Genomic DNA, 16812 nt, shown 5'->3' on the forward strand with positions numbered 1-16812 from the left:
GGCACGGCGTAAATATTAGCAACAAGCACTCTGTTTTGCTTGGCTTTCATCACTGGCCACTTGGCTTGGCGTATCTTCGATAATGCGATTGAGCGCAGGGCTACTCGGCAGCGCTTTGCTGCGCTCGCTGTAACGGTCCACCAATTGATCTTTGATATCACGAGTGAGCAGAGTAAAGCGCATCAGCTCTTCCATGACATCAACGATTCTGTCGCGATAGCTAGACGGTAACATGGTGCCGTCTTCATCGAACTCATTGTATGCCTTGGCGACCGACGATTGATTAGGAATCGTCAACATACGCATCCAACGCCCTAGTATCCGCATATTGTTAACCGCATTGAAGCTTTGCGAACCGCCTGAAACCTGCATTACTGCTAGGACTTTACCTTGAGTAGGGCGCACTGCACCTAAGCTCAGAGGGATCCAATCAATTTGGTTTTTCATCACCCCAGACATATTGCCGTGGAGTTCAGGAGACGACCACACTTGCGCTTCAGACCATGCCACCAATTCGCGAAGCGCCTGTACTTTGGGATGTTCGGATGACTCGCCATTATCAAACAATGGCAATCCCGCCGGATCAAAAAAACGCACCTCTGTGCCCATGTGCTCAAGAATCTTACCGGCTTCTTGAGCGGCTTTGCGGCTGTATGACTCTGGTCTTAATGAGCCATAGAGCATCAAAACTCTGGGCTTGTGTTGGCTTGGTGTTGCAGTGTTTAAGTCAAAATTGAAAGTGTGTTGATGTAAATACGACATACTAATACCTCTTCGAATACTGTCTTTACTCAGTAAGACGAAGAGGTATTGAAAAAGACGACAATTATTTTCGAAATATTGGTTTTATCTACTCATTGCCGTAATGAAGTTGCGACCAAAGGTAGCCTGAAATTAACCCGAGTGATATGAAGGCAATGAGTACCGACAACACCATGTAGGGGCCAAATTGTGGGTCGACGACGTCGCCAAACTTTTTGGAAAACTGCCATGTTGCTTTACTAATATTGGTTAGCTCTACGAGTCCCGCACCCAGTAACAGCTTTGTAAGCCAATCGGCGATTTGCTGCAGGTGGGTAGGCTTATCATCCGGTCTCACTCCACGTATCCCAAGTAGAAAACCCATAAAACCGGACGCCGAGAACGCGCCATAAGCGACAAGAAACAGCGCACCCGTTTTGCCTGCTGGCGCTGTCAAAAAGATAATGACAGATCCAATTATCGTCCAGGCTGTCATTGTCATGGCCCAGCCATATTTATCCCACATTACTCTTTTTTCCATAACGCTGTGTCTCCAATGACGTCAAATAGATTTAACAAAAATGGCGAAGTGAAGCTCTCAATCAGGCTTTCACTTGTGAATACATTTGTTCGGTAATGGATTTGTAATCAAGGAAGCCAACAAGCCTGTTGTTTTCCAACAAGGGAATAGCAGATAGCCCAGTTTGTGACAGGCGTTCGTATAGTGTTTTTATGTCTGGTTTGGCAATAAAAACATCATCCTCGGCAATCAAAGCGGGAAACGATTGCCACTCACCCGTCCTTAACTTAAATCCGAAGTCTGTGTACTGATACTGCCCATTTGCAATGCCCGCGATGACCTTCTCAATTTCAATTGCGCCTTTAAATGTCTCATCTTCATAAAATGCGATGAACTTTACTTTTTCAGAAGCGATGGACAAGTATTTCAGCATGCCGTCATCGCTGTAATAGTTCACATCGGTATTGACGGCATAGCGCAACACGCCGAGATTGTCGCCCATCTGTTCAAGGGTTTGATGCAAGTCGGCATAGGTTGATTTTCGAAACTCATCAATTGGCGCTAGGCTTTCAATATTTTCATTAAAGTTGCTGGTGGCATCGGCTAAAGGCTCTAAACGGGGTTTGGCGGTCAGAGAAATTGAGCCCTCTTTGACGTTAAATTGGATGGTTTCTAAATTATCCATGAATCGCTTTAACTGCTTGTCGAACACCATCAACAAAATACCCAGTACCATTAACGTGGTAATGATGCTGGTCAGATTAATCGGATCGAAACTAATTATGTCTTTGATACTCATCGTTCTATTCGCTTTTGTTTAACGGTGCATTGTTAGGCTTTGTATGAACTGCAAAAGCTATTGTTATTGAGTAGCTAGCAGTTTGAATTCGCTAGCTTAACTAGAGGTGTGCAAAGAATGAGCAATTTCTCTCACCCAAACTATTGGGTGAGGGAAGTTTTAGAGAAGGTTGGGGTTACAGTGCGTTTAGGCCGCCGAAGTCGGCGATGAAATCGAGAAAGCAGCGCAGTTTTGGGGGCATGAATTGACGATGATTGAATACGGCGCTGATGGGGTTGTCGCCCGGGTACACAGGGTAATCGGTGAGAACAGCGCGTAATTCTCTGCTTTCTAATTCGGCCTTGACCAACCATTTGGGCACTAAAATCAGCCCTTGGTTTTGCACCGCTTGATGCTTGAGTAGTGTCAGACTATTGGCTTGCAGCCGAGGTACAATTGGCACATCGAGTTTTTCACTCCCGTTGTGCGCGCTATCAGTAAATGACCAAACCGCTTTGCCCAGACCTAACTTGAATGACAAACATTGGTGTTGGGTTAAGTCGCTTGGGTGTTGTAGCTCGCCGTTTGCCCTTAAGTAAGCAGGGCTAGCACACACAACTGACTGGCTTACCCCAAGGGGTTTGGCAATCAGGCCAGAATCCGACAAGGCTCCCAAGCGTATGGCTACATCAACGCGGTTGTGAACCAAGTCATCAAGGCTACTATTTAACACCAAGCGCACATCAATATCTGGGTATTGGGTTAAAAATTGGGGCAATATCGGCGCGATAAACACATTGGCAAAATCCGCCTCCGCTGAGACGGTTAATTTACCAGAGGGACGAGTGGTGACCTTTTGTACCGCGGCCTTCGCCGATTGCATGTCAGCCATGATCGACTGGGCATACTGAAAATACACATTTCCCGCTTCAGTTAACGTTTGGCTGCGAGTCGTGCGATGAAACAACCTGGCATCCAATTCACTTTCTAACTGCGCAATTTGCCGCGACACCGCTGAAGGCGTGGTATTGAGCAAGCGTGCTACGGCAGAAAAACTGCCCTCATTTACCACTAATACAAACGTTTCTAAGGTCGACTGTGATTTCATTTTTGCATTTTACGCACAAGTGGTGTGCTTGATGTTGTGTTTTTTGAATTTTATGAACATAACATACTTCGCCTCGTTGTGTTGGAGATTCGCTTCAACCGTTCAATAAAATGAGGAAATCAGAATGTCTAAAGTGATATTAGTGACAGGTGCATCATCCGGTTTTGGCCTTGCTACAGTGGAGCTATTGGCCCGTCATGGCCACCAAGTTTTTGCTGGCATGCGTGACCTAGATGGGAAAAATGCGGTACATATGGCCGCCCTGAAGCAGCAGGGCATAGAACCCGTAGAAATTGACGTAACGCGCCCCGAAACGGTGGCGAATGGCGTTGAAACGGTATTGGCAGTGGCGGGCAAAATTGACGTGCTCGTCAATAACGCTGGCATTGCTGCAGCAGGCGTTTCTGAAGCGTTTGACGCTGAACAAGTCAAGCAGCTGTTCGACGTGAATGTGGTTGGCGTACACCGCGTGACGCAAGCCGTATTGCCAAGTATGCGCAAGCAACAAAACGGCCTTGTAATTAACATCGGCTCAATTTTAGGGCGGGTGACCTTTCCCTTCTTTGGCCTATACGGCGCGACTAAATTTGCTGTAGAAGCCATGACCGAAAGTTACCGTTACGAACTTTCTCAACAAGGCGTTGATGTCGCATTGATTCAGCCAAGTGCTTATCCAACCAATATGTATGGCAGTGCGCTACAACCTGAGCACGGTGCGATTGCCGAAAGTTACGGCGATACGGCGGCGATCCCCGGTGCGATGTTTGAACACTTCATGTCGGTATTCGAATCAGATAGCGCACCTAACCCATTGGATGTGGCGCACGCCGTAGCGCGCTTAGTGCTCACTGAAAAAGGCCAACGTGATCATCGAACCGTTGTTGGCCAAGCGTTTGGTGCTGATGCCCTGAACCGCAGTGCCGAACCAGTTCAAAAGGAAGTGGTGAATGCGCTGGGTTTAATACACTTAAACCAAGTGAAAGCTGACTAAGTGGGTTTACACATGGGCATAGAGCTGCACTGCGACTGTGCCCAATAACACCGCAATAGTGGTATCAAACACCCGCCACCGCGTTGGCGAGCTGAGCAGTGTTTTGAGCTTTGGTGAAAACAGCACCAAGCTGCTGAACCACACCAAAGATGCCAAACACGCGCCAGCGGCAAACAACATGGGTTGGGGCTGTACCGCGCCAATACTGCCCAGCAACAACACAGTATCTAAATACACATGGGGGTTTAACAAGCTAATGGCTAGTGCGGTAAGCGCCGTTTGTTGCCAAGGTACCGAAACAGTCTCGGTGAGATGCAACCCGGATGTACCTTGAATCGCCCGTTTTAATGAGCCAAACGCCAAGTAACACAACATGGCAATACCGCCCCAGGTAAACCAAGGCAAAATACCCGGTAACCACAATTTAATTTCGTTGGCAGCATACACGCCAAGCACAATCAGGGTGGCATCACATAAGATACAGACACCCGCAATGGCCAAACGATTCGCTCCAGCCATACTCTGGCTTAATACCCAGATATTCTGCGCCCCAATGGCAACAATTAAACTCAGGCCCAGCATAGCGCCAGAAAAAAAGGACATGGTATTTCTCGCTTCTACAAATCAATGGCCGCTAGCTTAGAGATAGTGATAATATTATTCCAATGAATAATTATTGCTTATGATGCGTAAAACTCATGATAGATTATCAACTGCTTCATGCCCTCCATGCCGTTGTCACCGAGGGCGGTTTTGAACGGGCAGCAAAAACATTATTCATCACACAGTCGGCAGTGAGCAGGCGGTTACATCAGTTGGAATCCAGCTTTGGCGAGCCCGTATTGATACGAAGTAAACCGCCCATACCCACGCCGCTAGGGAAGCGGTTGTTAAACCACTATCAACAAGTACGGCAGTTAGAAATTGCGCTGGATTTACCCACCTTAGATGATGGCGAAACGCCAGCTCCGCTCACCGTGAAACTGGCCTCTAACGCCGACTCGCTGGCCACATGGCTACCAGAGGCATTGGCGTTACCAGCTGACGAAGCGCCCTGCCAATATCAATTTGATATCGTTGTTGATGACCAATCCATCGCACTAAAACGAATGAAAGCCGGTGAGGTAATGGCTTGCGTATGCTCAAGTGAACAGCCCGTAAATGGTGGCGGCGTCATGGTGTTGGGAGCAATGCGCTATTTGGTTATTGCCAGCCCAGACTTTGTCAAAACCCATGATTATCAGACGGTTGAACAGTTAGCCGATTTACCCTGTTTGGTGTTTGATGAACACGACAAATTGCAACATGATTTACTGCAAGCTCAGGGTTTAACGTCGCCGAGTATCTTTCATTTATGTCCTTCATCAGAGGGATTCAAGCAAGCAATGCTTGCGGGGTTAGGCTTTGGTTTATTGCCAGAACTGCAACTGGGTGAGGCGCTGAAAACCGGGGAACTAGTAGACTTGATGCCAGGGCACTATGTTGATGTACCTTTGTATTGGCACTACTGGCAATCCGAAAGCCCACAGTTGCAAGCCTTGAGACAACACGTAAAATCGGTGGCGACCACCCATCTCGTTGCAATGGATCAAAAGTAGGCATTGCCCATGAATCACGACATCCCACAGATTGCGTTTCAGCCTCAAGAGTGGATCCGTTCGCCAATTGAAGTCGTGGACTTGCGTAATCTGGTCGAACGCAAAGGGGACTTAGACCACGATCCAGAACAGCCTCATCGCGTGGGTTTCAATATTTTACTGTTTATCGAGCAAGGCCATGGCACTCACTTTTTGGATTTTAAACACCATGAGTTTGGCCCTGGAACAGTGATTTGTATTCAGCAACATCAGGTGCATGCCTTTGCGCTGTCTGCCCAGCTGGTAGGCAAAATGGTGTTGTTCCCCAGAGATTTCATTGAACAAGTTCACAGCCACATTCGAGTGCCTTTGTTTGGCGCGGCCACTTTGCAACGGGACTATTGCCCGCTGATTTCGTTGAGCCCTCCAACGGTAAAACGCTGTTTCACACTCATCAATGAAATTGAAACGGAAACCCGTGCAACAAATAGCAGCGACATTATTATTCACCACTTGTTCGCGGCGCTTCTGCACATGACATTTCGTCAATCTGACGCGACGGATAACCCAAGCCAATACACGCATCACAGTGATAGGTTGGTTCGTTTTTCTCGCTTAATTGAAAGCCAGTACTTTCTCACCAGAAACGCATCGGATTATGCCGAGCAATTGCACATTACCTATAAAACACTCAACCAGTTATGCCGTAAAGAATTGGGACTGTCTGCCAAGCAAGTTATTGATAATTATGTATTGCTAGAAGCCAAGCGGCGGCTTTCGATTGAAGATAACCCGATTCAACGTATCGCCGAAGAACTGGGCTTTGATGAAGTGACCAACTTCGTGAAGTTCTTTAAAAAGCACCAAGGTGATACCCCATCACAGTTCCGCAAATACTAAAAAGGTTCGATATTTACCATTTTTAGGCTGGATGTCACCTCACGCTAGCTAGACGGGGTGTTTACCATGGTGTTTTCTCAACACTGTGGACAAAGAACAATGACATCATACCTAAAAGCCGCGGCGGTAAGTTTACTGTTCGGCGCAACATCACCAGTGGCACTTGCCGACAGCAACAACACTAGCCCAACTAACCAACAAAAGGCGGTTGCGCTGTTAAACAGTATTGAAAGCGGCGACGCCAGCGCTATCGGTTATGTGAATCCCAACCATTATACCCAGCACAACTTAGCAGTAGGCGACGGCCTGGCAGGCTTTGGTGAAGTGATGAAAATGTTGCCACCGGGCAGCGCGAAAGTGAATGTAGTGCGCAGCTTCCAAGATGGTGACTATGTAGTTACCCATACCGATTACAACTTCTTTGGCCCTAAAGTGGGCTTTGATGTATTTCGTTTTGATGATGGCAAAATTGTTGAGCACTGGGATAACTTGACGGAAAAAGCGAGCCAACCTAACCCCAGTGGCCGCACCCAATTAGACGGTGCCACCGACATCACTGATTTGGATAAAACCCTAGAGAACAAAGCCTTGGTCGCGAGTTTCGTTGGTGATGTGCTGATTAACGGCCAATACAATAAATTGCCAGATTACATCAGCACCACAGAATATTTGCAGCACAACACGGCGATTGCCGACGGTTTGAAAGGGTTGTCTGAAGGGCTGCAAACTATGGCTAAACAGGGCATTAATATGTCGTACGCCAAAAACCATAAAGTGCTGGGCCAAGGCAACTTTGTGTTGGCAATCAGCGAAGGGCAGTTCGCAGGCCAGCATGTGTCATTTTACGATTTGTTCCGCATCAGCGGCGGTAAAGTTGTTGAGCATTGGGATGTTATCGAGCCTATCGCGGCGAAGTCAGAATGGAAGAACGACAATGGCAAATTTAATTTTCCACACACTGACATCGTAGAAGTGGCCACGTTTAAACTCAAAGATGGCATTGACCCTAAAGCATTTGAAAAAATTGATGCGCGGGTGGAAAACACTTACATCACTAAACAGCCCGGTTTTATCAGCCGCGAGTCAGGATTAACAGAAGACAACTACTGGCGCGTTGTTGTGCATTGGGAAAGTTTTGATGATGCCGATGCCAGCATGGCAAGCTTTATGAGTGCGCCCGCCACCGCCGCTTTTATGAAAGCCGCTGATACCTCAACCATGGTAATGCGCCGTTTCGAAAACTGATTCACCTCCCTTTCTCGTTATGTTGTTCCCCAAGGCCCTTTCGGGCCTTTTATTTTTCCAAAATATCTAAAACTATTTTAGTTTTTAGCTCAATTATCAAAATAAATTAAATAAGTAGACTGTGCTCATCGGTTGCCTATGAGGTGACCGCGCGTCTGATTTCGCCTATCTATGGCGACAGACGGCCTAATAGCGAATAACTGAACGACTTAGGAGAGTGCAATGTTTGAACATATTGGTTGGATAGTTGAAGCCAAAGTGAAAGAAGGCCAGCTCGACACCTTCAAAACCATTGTTGAGGAAATTGTTGCAGAAACGCGCAAGGAAGGCGGCACACTGAACTATCAATATTTCGTGTCTGATGAAGGTGACGTATTGGTATTAGAGCGTTTCGCCACGGTTGAAGATGCGCACATTCACATTACCAATTGGGACAATTTTGCTGAACGTTGGTTAGATGCCGCGCCTGCAACGCGAATGGTGCACTTAGGTGATTTACCAGAGGAGCTCGCTTCTCGACATGCGGCACTTGCTCCCAAAATGTTGAAGCCGTTCGGCGGTTTCGCTCGCTAATCCCATCTACCATTAACAAGGAAAATCCCATGACATACTATTCAGTACTAGACGTTACGCCGACCAACGAAGAGTGGATCCCAGATTACATTGGCCCAGCAAACAAGTTAGTTGCACAATACGGTGGTAAATACTTGGCGCGCACTGCAACTCACGAACGTGTAGAAGGGCAGGGCGAAGGCGCAGCACTTCGAATCATTATCGAATGGCCAAGTAAACAAGCTGCGATGGATTTTATGAAAGACGCCGAATACGCGCCACATTTGAAAGCCAGAACTGCAGGCTCAGTAAGTAATCACTATCTAATTGAAGCGAAAGATGATTTAGCTTAAGCCGATATATAACAACTGATTACAACGCCGAGTTTCTGCTCGGCGTTTTACTTATGTATTTACGCTTCCCAATACGGGTGCTCACCAAAGTATGACGAAAAGAAGTCAATAAATGCCCGCGTTTTTGGGGCCAGCAAACGAGAGCTGGGGTACACAGCCCACAGCGCCGATTCAGAATACAGCGGATAGTCTTTTAACACTTGTACCAATTGTTGACTTTGCAATGCCTCATAGGAACACCAAGTAGAGGTGATAGTAATACCAATACCACCAATACAGGCATCACGCACCGCTTCGCCGTTGTCCACCACCAAACGATTTGGGACTTTAATACGTTGTATCCCTTGATCACATTGAAATGCCCAGCTTTCGACGCCAGCTAAACTAACGCAAGCGTGATTGGCTAGATCATTTGGGTGAGTGGGCTCACCGTACTGCTCAATATATTGTGGCGCGGCGACGGCGATACGTGTATCTCGCGCGAGTTTACGCGCAACTAAGGAGGAGTCGGCCAGTGCGGCGTCACGAATTGCGATATCAAAGCCACCTTCTACCATATCTTCTATGGCGTCACTTAAGCGTAAATCGACATTGAGGCCAGGATGGCTTTTCAAAAAATGAGGTAGAGCTGGGAGCAGGTGCATGCGGCCAAATGATGCTGGTGCGGTAACCCGAAGCTTGCCCTTTGGCTCAATGGTTCCTGAGCCTACCGATGCTTTAGCGACTTCTGCGCCTGCCAACAACTCTTCCGCGTGAGGCAAAAACAATTTGCCGTCTTCGGTAAGCGATATTTGCCGCGTGGTACGGTGAATTAACCTTGCGCCTAAAAATGCTTCTAGCTTGTTGAGTTTGGCACTGGCAGCCGCTGGAGATAACCCCATTTCCTTGCCTGCTGCACTGATGTTAAGTGTATTGGCTACCCTGACAAACAAACGTAAATGTTCAAAGTTCATCGCTATTCTCCCTAATTCCGCAGCCGGCTAACAAAGAAGTCGGCTAGGGTGCGGCTGATTTTGGGGTGTTGGGTATCTTGGTTAAACAAGCAGATGTTTACTTTACCCAACTGTGGCAAGCGCCTGTCGTTCATCACGTGCAAGTTGGTAGGCTTACTCGATTTGGCCAAAGCGGTAATGCCCAAGCCTTCAGTGATGGCGGCCGTTAGGCCTGATAAATCAGCATTGGTGTAAGCGATTTTCCACGGCCGGGTTTGCTGTTTTAACTGCTCGATAACGCGGCTACGGTAAATACAGCCGTCGGGCGCTAATACCAGCGGGATCATGTCACCCGCTAACGGCTTGGCTTTATCGCCCACCCACACCATGTCATCTTCTAATATGACTTCCCCTTCGGTTTGTTCATGGGGGCCGACTAAAGCCAAGATTAAATCGAACTCGTCTCGTTTGGATTTGTGCAATAAATCGCGGCTCAACGATGATGTGACTTCCAGTGAAACATCGGGGTAGCGCTTAGAAAACTCACCAATTAAACCTGGCAGCAGCGTTGATGCAAATTCATTGGGAATGCCTAAACGCAGCCGCCCGCTCAGTGGAGTAGGGTTGATGCTTCTGAAAATATCATCGTTTAGCGCAAGCAGTTCTTTGGCTTTGGGGTACAGCCAATTGCCGTCCACGCTCGGTAAATGGCGCTGGCCGACTTTGGTAAACAGCTTTTTATCTAACTGTTCTTCGAGCTTTTTAATTTGCAGGCTAATTGCTGGCTGAGAACGGCCCAACCATTCGCCGGCTTTAGCGTAGCCACCTTGTTCAATTACGCTGACAAAGGTGCGCAAATTATCGAGAGACAATTGTTTCATGATTTGCATTCCTGATGCATTTGCTTGCATACATTTAAAATTCTTATGTAATGATAAAAAATTCCAATTTGTTGTACAAGAAACAGCTTCATATACTTGGCTTCACTTTTCATCGACAGGGTCATTGCAATGTCAAACACCACTGCATTACATGCCAAGCACATCGAAGCTGGCGCCAAAATGGTCGACTTCTTCGGCTGGGATATGCCAATCAACTATGGTTCACAAATTGAAGAGCATCACGCGGTTCGCCAAGACGCGGGTATGTTCGACGTGTCTCACATGACTATCGTTGACGTGATCGGCAGCCAAGCTCAAGACTACCTTCGTTATTTGCTAGCCAACGACGTGGCTAAGCTAAAAGACAAAGGCAAAGCGCTATACAGCGGCATGTTAAACGAAGCAGGCGGTGTGGTTGATGACCTTATCGTGTATCACTTTGACAACACCAACTACCGTTTGGTGGTGAACTCAGCGACCCGTGAAAAAGACATGAACTGGCTTCGTGCAAAAGCAGAAGGCTTTGATGTTGAAATCACTGAGCGCCCAGAGTACGCCATGATTGCCGTACAAGGCCCGAATGCAAAAGCAAAAGCGGCGACCTTGTTCAGCGACGCACAAAAAGAAGCGGTAGAAGGCATGAAGCCTTTCTTTGGTGTACAAGCCGAAGACCTATTCATCGCAACAACAGGTTACACAGGCGAAGCCGGGTACGAAATTATGGTACCAACGGCACAAGCAGCTGACTTCTGGCAAGGCCTAATGGACGCCGGTGTAGCGCCATGTGGTTTGGGTGCACGTGACACGCTGCGTTTAGAAGCGGGCATGAACTTGTACGGCCAAGACATGGACGAAACTGTTTCTCCATTGGCGGCTAACATGGGCTGGACGATTACGTGGGAACCTGCTGACCGCGATTTCGTGGGCCGTGCAGTGCTTGAAGAGCAAAAAGCCAATGGCACCGACAAGCTTGTTGGCTTGGTGATGACCGACAAAGGCGTATTGCGCGCGGGTCAAAAAATTAATACCGAAAATGGCGAAGGCGTGATTACTTCAGGTACGTTCTCACCGACTTTAGGCCATGCAATTGCGCTTGCGCGTGTTCCAGCTGGTGTTGGTGAAACAGTAGAAGTGGAAATGCGCAAAAAGTGGGTTACAGTAAGTGTTGTTAAGCCCAGCTTTGTCCGCAACGGCAAAAGTGTTTTGTAAATTCAACGAACAACAAGTTAGGAAAATAAAATGAGCAATATCCCAACCGATTTACGTTACGCAACGACGCACGAATGGGTACGCCCAGAAGGTGATGGTGTGTTTACCGTGGGTATTACTGAGCACGCCCAAGAGCTTTTAGGCGATATGGTTTTTGTTGATTTGCCAGATGTTGGCGACCAAGTTAGCACTGGCGACGACGTTGCTGTTGCTGAATCGGTAAAAGCGGCGTCTGACGTATACACGCCAATCACTGGTGAAGTGGTTGCGGTAAACGAAGACCTTGAAGATTCTCCTGAGCTTGTAAACTCAGACGCATTCGGTGACGGATGGCTGTTTAAAATCAAAGCCGATGACGCTTCAGAAGTCGACGGCTTATTGGATGCCGAAGGCTACCAAAACAGCATCGACGAAGAATAAGGGTTCACACCCTTTCGTCAACAAAACACCGACGAAAAGGGGCGAATTAATCAGCCCCTTTTTTGATTAACCAACGCAGATGCTTAACAAAATTATGTCGAATTCTCCCTCTCTCACACAATTAGAACAAAAAGACAGTTTCATTCGCCGTCACATCGGCCCTGGTAAGAATGAAATTCAGGCAATGCTAAACGAAATTGGCGCAGAGTCATTGGATGATCTCATTGCTCAAACAGTTCCAGCCAATATTCTTTTGGATAAGCCCTTAACGACAGGTGAAGGGGCGACTGAGGTCCAGGCTCTGGCTCAGTTAAAGGCGGTTGCCAATAAAAATAAAATCAATCGCTCCTATATCGGTATGGGTTACTACGATACGCTCGTACCAAATGTTATTTTGCGAAATGTTCTGGAAAACCCAGGCTGGTACACAGCGTACACGCCTTACCAGCCTGAGATAGCTCAGGGGAGACTAGAGGCGATCCTGAACTTTCAACAAGTAACGATAGATTTAACTGGGCTGGAGCTGGCATCTGCTTCATTGCTCGACGAAGGTACGGCAGCCGCTGAAGCCATGGCATTGGCCAAGCGCGTATCGAAAAACAAAAAAGCGAACCTATTCTTTGTGGCTGACGATGTGCACCCACAAACACTAGACGTAGTACAAACCCGCGCAGAAATGTTCGGTTTTGGCATCGTTACTGGCCCAGCAGAAACCGCAGCTGACCACGATGTATTTGGTGCGCTACTACAATACCCTGGCACTACCGGTGAAGTACGCGACCTCACCGATATCATTGCCGCGGTTCAAGCGAACAAAGGTATTGTGGCAGTAGCATCAGACCTGATGAGCTTGATGCTGTTGAAATCGCCGGGTGAGCTAGGCGCTGACGTGGCACTAGGTAGTGCACAGCGTTTTGGTGTGCCTATGGGGTATGGCGGCCCACACGCAGCATTCTTCGCAACGCGCGACAAGTACAAGCGTTCATTGCCAGGCCGTATCATTGGGGTAAGTAAAGATACCCGTGGCCAGCAAGCATTGCGTATGGCATTGCAAACCCGAGAGCAGCACATCCGCCGCGAAAAAGCTAACTCTAACATTTGTACGGCGCAGGTACTGCTTGCCAACATGGCATCGTTCTACGCGGTATACCACGGCCCACAAGGCCTTAAAACGATTGCTCAGCGCATTCACCGTTTTGCCGATATTCTAGCAGCAGGCTTGGCTGAAAAAGGCGTAAGCATTAAGCACAGCACTTACTTCGACACCCTAGCGGTAGAAGTGGCAGACAAAGCTGCGGTACTTGCAAGTGCATACGCAGCTGGCATTAACCTGCGTGCTGACCTTGAAGGCGCGGTAGGCGTATCGTTTGATGAAACCACAACCCGTGAAGACCTAGACGTATTGTTCAACGTATTGCTAGGCGAAGGCCATGGCCTTGATATCGCTGCATTGGATAGCAACATCACAGCTAACGGCAGCGATTCTATCCCTGCGGAGCTAGTGCGTACTGACGCGGTACTGACGCACGAAGTGTTTAACTCGTACCACTCAGAAACTGAGATGCTGCGTTATATCAAATCACTTGAGAACAAAGACTTAGCGCTTAACCACTCAATGATTTCACTGGGCTCATGTACAATGAAGCTCAACGCGACAGCTGAAATGATCCCAGTTACTTGGGCTGAGTTTGGCCAAATCCACCCGTTTGCGCCACTTGAGCAAGCACAAGGTTACCAAGAGATGATTGCTGAGCTAAGCGAATGGCTTATCAACATCACAGGTTACGACGCGCTTTCGATGCAACCTAACTCAGGTGCACAAGGTGAATATGCTGGCTTATTGGCGATTCAGCGTTACCACGAGAGCCGCGGCGAAGGCCACAGAAACATCTGTTTGATCCCAAGCTCTGCTCACGGTACTAACCCAGCGTCAGCGCAAATGGTTAGCTTGAACGTGGTGGTAGTGGCGTGTGATAAGAACGGTAACATTGACCTAGACGACCTAAAAGCGAAAGCCGAGGAAGTGGGCGAGAACCTATCTTGTGCGATGATCACGTATCCATCAACTCACGGTGTTTACGAAGAAACCATTCGTGAAGTATGTGACATTGTTCACCAATACGGCGGCCAGGTTTACATGGACGGCGCGAACATGAACGCACAGGTTGGCATTACTGCACCTGGCTTCATCGGCTCTGACGTATCGCACCTTAACTTGCACAAAACCTTCTGTATTCCACACGGTGGCGGTGGCCCAGGTATGGGACCAATCGGTGTGAAATCACACTTGGCACCTTTCCTACCTAACCACAGCGTAGTGAATGTAGCAACATCAGGTGAAGGCCTAGGCGCAGTATCAGCCGCGCCTTGGGGTAGTGCATCGATTCTGCCAATCAGTTACATGTACATCAAGATGATGGGTAGCGAAGGCTTGAAGCGTGCGACTGAAGTCGCGATTCTTAACGCTAACTACGTTGCTAAGCGCCTAGATGGTCACTTCGAAGTATTGTACAAAGGCCGCAACGACCGTGTTGCTCACGAATGTATTATCGACCTACGCCCGCTGAAAGAATCATCAGGTGTGACCGAGTTAGACATTGCTAAGCGTTTGAACGACTACGGCTTCCACGCGCCAACCATGAGCTTCCCTGTTGCAGGCACGCTAATGATTGAGCCAACGGAATCTGAAGCCAAGTACGAACTAGATCGCTTCGTAGATGCCATGCTAGGTATTCGTGAAGAAATCGCCAAAGTAGAAAGCGGCGAGTGGGATGCCACAGACAACCCATTACACAACGCACCACACACCCTAGCGGATATTTGTGATGCCGAGTGGAACCGCAGCTACAGCCGCGAAACCGCAGCCTACCCAGTACCAGAAGTGGCGAAGAACAAGTTCTGGCCAAGCGTTAACCGTATCGACGATGTATACGGCGACCGTAACCTCATCTGCTCATGCCCAACGATTGAGAGTTATATGGAAGAGTAGGGTGTTTGTAGTTACGACGCTTTTAAAATGAAAAAACGAGCTCTCTTGAGCTCGTTTTTTTGGTCTGTTGAGCTATCAGAATTGAATGCTTCAATGAACAGATTTAAAATATAGAATAGGCTTTCTCAGTCGTTCACTAGATAGTAATATCCCTACAAATCAACACATTAATTAAAACTCACTTTTCAAGCTCACTCACAAAACCCCTCTAGATTGCATCATAGCGGTGACAGAATCGGTGGCACATACAGCTGTGATATGCCATATTTAGCTCATCTGTCACCACTCCCGCAATCTAATGAACGACGCCCAAATTAAAGCAAAATCTCTAATAGAGACGGGTGATACATCAGCTAGCACAGGGCAGCGAATTGCTGCAGCACTAGCCTTAAACCGTCTCGACTTTCTACCGGCCACTTACAAAAAACCAGTTGATGCTTGGGAGTATCTGGATTCAAGGTGGCAAGCAATGGTAAAACATGCACGAAGCCATGGACTATTCCTCAACGAATAGCCCCTAGAATAACTAGCACCACCACACGTTATATAAAATCCAGGTTTATCACGCGCTGGCTAAACTAAGCCAATTTTTATCATCAAGCGTTTTAATCGCAAGAGCAATTTGTCTCGGGGTGAATTGCTTTTTTCGCTCATTCCAAGAATGGATTTTTTGCACAACACTATCCAAATCTTGGCCTTTCTCTTGTTCAATTACCCAATGAACAGACGCTAGCAACTCCAAACCAAAAGGCGACTCAAAGCCTTCAACAAGGTCTGCCACTTTGCCAAAACGTTCAAGCGTATCTGGGTGTTGTTTTAAAAATATGCTCGCATCATCTACAGCACCTGGCACAAGGCGCAGCTCTTTTTCTGGTGCATCACCGCCATCGGCGTAACCAGAAACAAAATGCCCCTCAATGGTATTGAGTACATGGCGCAAGTTTTGTGCATACGGGCCATAAGGGGCTTTTTCGTATTTTAGCCTTAGTGGCTCGCCGGTGACCTGCATAAAATAAAGCAGCTTATGCACTTCTAATAGGCTCACACAAGGGTCTAATAATCCACCTAAGTAGCGCCGCATTAATTCAATGAGTACAGCTCGGCCCGCTGTCATATTCGGCACTTTTTTGTTCTTGGCCATTTTGTCGTTTTCTGGCGCACCTTTAGGTTCGTATACTAGAACCTCTACACCCTCTAAATCACACAACGCGACTTCGATGCGCTGTCGCACTTCACACCACTCTAAACCACCCAAACCTGCACCTAATGGGGGAATGGCAATGGAGGTAATACCTTTTTGTTTGATATCTTGCGCTAACGCGTTTAGGCCAAGCTCGATATCTTCTATTTTACTGGCCCCACGCCAATGGCGCTTGGTGGGGAAGTTAATAATGTATTTTGGGTTTGCTAGCTGGCCAGTTTCGACAATAAACATGCTGCCCGGTTTCACTTCATTTTGCTTACAAGCTGCGGCATAGAGTTTAAAGTTATCAGGCCACGCTTTTTTAAACTGCAAAGCGATACCACGCCCCATAACACCGACACAATTCACGGTATTTACAATGGCTTCTACGTCAGCTCGTAAGATATCGCCGGATGTATATGTAATCATTGCT

At 47.7% G+C, this 16812-nt stretch carries 18 protein-coding genes; 10 read left to right on the plus strand and 8 right to left on the minus strand.

The window, feature by feature from the left end; all coding sequences use genetic code 11:
* Positions 1–15: 15 nt before the first annotated feature.
* The 4 genes from arsH to AC27G9_RS08720 form a co-directional block, all read right to left on the minus strand.
* The gene (arsH, locus tag AC27G9_RS08705; protein WP_487073124.1) at positions 16–762 is read right to left on the minus strand and encodes an arsenical resistance protein ArsH; all 747 of its coding nucleotides are present in this window, start codon (positions 760–762) and stop codon (positions 16–18) included.
* A gap of 88 nt (positions 763–850) precedes the next feature.
* On the minus strand, positions 851–1282 hold the full coding sequence (locus AC27G9_RS08710) for a hypothetical protein (protein ID WP_487073126.1): 432 nt from the start codon (positions 1280–1282) through the stop codon (positions 851–853).
* 61 nt (positions 1283–1343) lie between these two features.
* The gene (locus AC27G9_RS08715) at positions 1344–2060 is read right to left on the minus strand and encodes a hypothetical protein (protein WP_487073128.1); all 717 of its coding nucleotides are present in this window, start codon (positions 2058–2060) and stop codon (positions 1344–1346) included.
* Positions 2061–2235: 175 nt separating this feature from the next.
* Positions 2236–3147 carry a LysR family transcriptional regulator gene (locus AC27G9_RS08720; protein ID WP_487073130.1) on the minus strand — a complete coding sequence of 304 codons (912 nt, stop codon included), beginning with the start codon at positions 3145–3147 and terminating at the stop codon, positions 2236–2238.
* Between the two features lie 124 nt (positions 3148–3271).
* On the opposite strand from AC27G9_RS08720, the gene AC27G9_RS08725 reads away from it, so the two are divergent.
* On the plus strand, positions 3272–4138 hold the full coding sequence (locus AC27G9_RS08725) for an SDR family oxidoreductase (RefSeq protein ID WP_487073132.1): 867 nt from the start codon (positions 3272–3274) through the stop codon (positions 4136–4138).
* A 6-nt stretch (positions 4139–4144) separates the two neighbouring features.
* On the opposite strand, the gene AC27G9_RS08730 is transcribed toward AC27G9_RS08725, so the two are convergent.
* Complete coding sequence (locus AC27G9_RS08730; RefSeq protein ID WP_487073134.1) at positions 4145–4741, minus strand: LysE/ArgO family amino acid transporter; 597 nt, start codon at positions 4739–4741, stop codon at positions 4145–4147.
* A 95-nt stretch (positions 4742–4836) separates the two neighbouring features.
* Between AC27G9_RS08730 and AC27G9_RS08735 the strand changes: the two genes are divergently transcribed.
* From AC27G9_RS08735 to AC27G9_RS08755, 5 genes are all read left to right on the plus strand, one after another.
* A complete protein-coding gene (locus tag AC27G9_RS08735) occupies positions 4837–5736 on the plus strand; it encodes a LysR family transcriptional regulator ArgP (RefSeq protein ID WP_487073136.1) in 900 nt (299 codons plus the stop codon).
* A 9-nt stretch (positions 5737–5745) separates the two neighbouring features.
* The gene (locus AC27G9_RS08740) at positions 5746–6615 is read left to right on the plus strand and encodes an AraC family transcriptional regulator (protein ID WP_487073139.1); all 870 of its coding nucleotides are present in this window, start codon (positions 5746–5748) and stop codon (positions 6613–6615) included.
* A 99-nt stretch (positions 6616–6714) separates the two neighbouring features.
* A complete protein-coding gene (locus AC27G9_RS08745) occupies positions 6715–7860 on the plus strand; it encodes a nuclear transport factor 2 family protein (protein WP_487073141.1) in 1146 nt (381 codons plus the stop codon).
* Positions 7861–8082: 222 nt separating this feature from the next.
* Positions 8083–8433 carry a putative quinol monooxygenase gene (locus tag AC27G9_RS08750; RefSeq protein WP_487073143.1) on the plus strand — a complete coding sequence of 117 codons (351 nt, stop codon included), beginning with the start codon at positions 8083–8085 and terminating at the stop codon, positions 8431–8433.
* Positions 8434–8462: 29 nt separating this feature from the next.
* On the plus strand, positions 8463–8765 hold the full coding sequence (locus tag AC27G9_RS08755; protein ID WP_487073145.1) for a DUF1330 domain-containing protein: 303 nt from the start codon (positions 8463–8465) through the stop codon (positions 8763–8765).
* A 59-nt stretch (positions 8766–8824) separates the two neighbouring features.
* Here the strand turns inward: AC27G9_RS08755 and AC27G9_RS08760 are convergent, their stop codons facing one another.
* Together AC27G9_RS08760 and AC27G9_RS08765 are read right to left on the minus strand one after the other, a co-directional pair.
* Positions 8825–9718, minus strand: a complete 894-nt coding sequence (locus AC27G9_RS08760; protein ID WP_487073147.1) for a LysR family transcriptional regulator — start codon at positions 9716–9718, stop codon at positions 8825–8827.
* Between the two features lie 11 nt (positions 9719–9729).
* Positions 9730–10578 carry a LysR family transcriptional regulator gene (locus AC27G9_RS08765; protein WP_487073149.1) on the minus strand — a complete coding sequence of 283 codons (849 nt, stop codon included), beginning with the start codon at positions 10576–10578 and terminating at the stop codon, positions 9730–9732.
* A 129-nt stretch (positions 10579–10707) separates the two neighbouring features.
* Here AC27G9_RS08765 and gcvT point away from each other — a divergent pair, with 129 nt between their 5' ends.
* From gcvT to AC27G9_RS08785, 4 genes are all read left to right on the plus strand, one after another.
* Positions 10708–11787, plus strand: coding sequence for a glycine cleavage system aminomethyltransferase GcvT (gcvT, locus tag AC27G9_RS08770; RefSeq protein ID WP_487073151.1), 1080 nt, complete (start codon positions 10708–10710; stop codon positions 11785–11787).
* A 30-nt stretch (positions 11788–11817) separates the two neighbouring features.
* Positions 11818–12207, plus strand: a complete 390-nt coding sequence (gcvH, locus tag AC27G9_RS08775) for a glycine cleavage system protein GcvH (protein ID WP_487073153.1) — start codon at positions 11818–11820, stop codon at positions 12205–12207.
* A gap of 94 nt (positions 12208–12301) precedes the next feature.
* The gene (gene gcvP / locus AC27G9_RS08780; protein WP_487073155.1) at positions 12302–15196 is read left to right on the plus strand and encodes an aminomethyl-transferring glycine dehydrogenase; all 2895 of its coding nucleotides are present in this window, start codon (positions 12302–12304) and stop codon (positions 15194–15196) included.
* A 298-nt stretch (positions 15197–15494) separates the two neighbouring features.
* Positions 15495–15710: a hypothetical protein gene (locus AC27G9_RS08785; protein ID WP_487073157.1), complete on the plus strand. Its 216-nt coding sequence runs from the start codon at positions 15495–15497 to the stop codon at positions 15708–15710.
* Between the two features lie 48 nt (positions 15711–15758).
* On the opposite strand, the gene darG is transcribed toward AC27G9_RS08785, so the two are convergent.
* On the minus strand, positions 15759–16808 hold the full coding sequence (darG, locus tag AC27G9_RS08790) for a type II toxin-antitoxin system antitoxin DNA ADP-ribosyl glycohydrolase DarG (protein WP_487073159.1): 1050 nt from the start codon (positions 16806–16808) through the stop codon (positions 15759–15761).
* Positions 16809–16812 lie beyond the last annotated feature (4 nt).

This window comes from Alteromonas sp. 5NS40-0096, assembly GCF_057544385.1.

Coding starts and splice junctions, on each gene's coding strand:
- AC27G9_RS08720 (WP_487073130.1), bottom strand. CDS start 3,147: ATGAAATCACAGTCGACCTTAGAAACGTTTGTATTAGTGGTAAATGAG.
- AC27G9_RS08760 (WP_487073147.1), bottom strand. CDS start 9,718: ATGAACTTTGAACATTTACGTTTGTTTGTCAGGGTAGCCAATACACTT.
- AC27G9_RS08750 (WP_487073143.1), top strand. CDS start 8,083: ATGTTTGAACATATTGGTTGGATAGTTGAAGCCAAAGTGAAAGAAGGC.
- AC27G9_RS08740 (WP_487073139.1), top strand. CDS start 5,746: ATGAATCACGACATCCCACAGATTGCGTTTCAGCCTCAAGAGTGGATC.
- darG (WP_487073159.1), bottom strand. CDS start 16,808: ATGATTACATATACATCCGGCGATATCTTACGAGCTGACGTAGAAGCC.
- AC27G9_RS08765 (WP_487073149.1), bottom strand. CDS start 10,578: ATGAAACAATTGTCTCTCGATAATTTGCGCACCTTTGTCAGCGTAATT.
- AC27G9_RS08745 (WP_487073141.1), top strand. CDS start 6,715: ATGACATCATACCTAAAAGCCGCGGCGGTAAGTTTACTGTTCGGCGCA.
- gcvH (WP_487073153.1), top strand. CDS start 11,818: ATGAGCAATATCCCAACCGATTTACGTTACGCAACGACGCACGAATGG.
- AC27G9_RS08710 (WP_487073126.1), bottom strand. CDS start 1,282: ATGGAAAAAAGAGTAATGTGGGATAAATATGGCTGGGCCATGACAATG.
- arsH (WP_487073124.1), bottom strand. CDS start 762: ATGTCGTATTTACATCAACACACTTTCAATTTTGACTTAAACACTGCA.
- AC27G9_RS08730 (WP_487073134.1), bottom strand. CDS start 4,741: ATGTCCTTTTTTTCTGGCGCTATGCTGGGCCTGAGTTTAATTGTTGCC.
- AC27G9_RS08715 (WP_487073128.1), bottom strand. CDS start 2,060: ATGAGTATCAAAGACATAATTAGTTTCGATCCGATTAATCTGACCAGC.
- AC27G9_RS08735 (WP_487073136.1), top strand. CDS start 4,837: ATGATAGATTATCAACTGCTTCATGCCCTCCATGCCGTTGTCACCGAG.
- gcvT (WP_487073151.1), top strand. CDS start 10,708: ATGTCAAACACCACTGCATTACATGCCAAGCACATCGAAGCTGGCGCC.
- gcvP (WP_487073155.1), top strand. CDS start 12,302: ATGTCGAATTCTCCCTCTCTCACACAATTAGAACAAAAAGACAGTTTC.
- AC27G9_RS08755 (WP_487073145.1), top strand. CDS start 8,463: ATGACATACTATTCAGTACTAGACGTTACGCCGACCAACGAAGAGTGG.
- AC27G9_RS08785 (WP_487073157.1), top strand. CDS start 15,495: ATGAACGACGCCCAAATTAAAGCAAAATCTCTAATAGAGACGGGTGAT.
- AC27G9_RS08725 (WP_487073132.1), top strand. CDS start 3,272: ATGTCTAAAGTGATATTAGTGACAGGTGCATCATCCGGTTTTGGCCTT.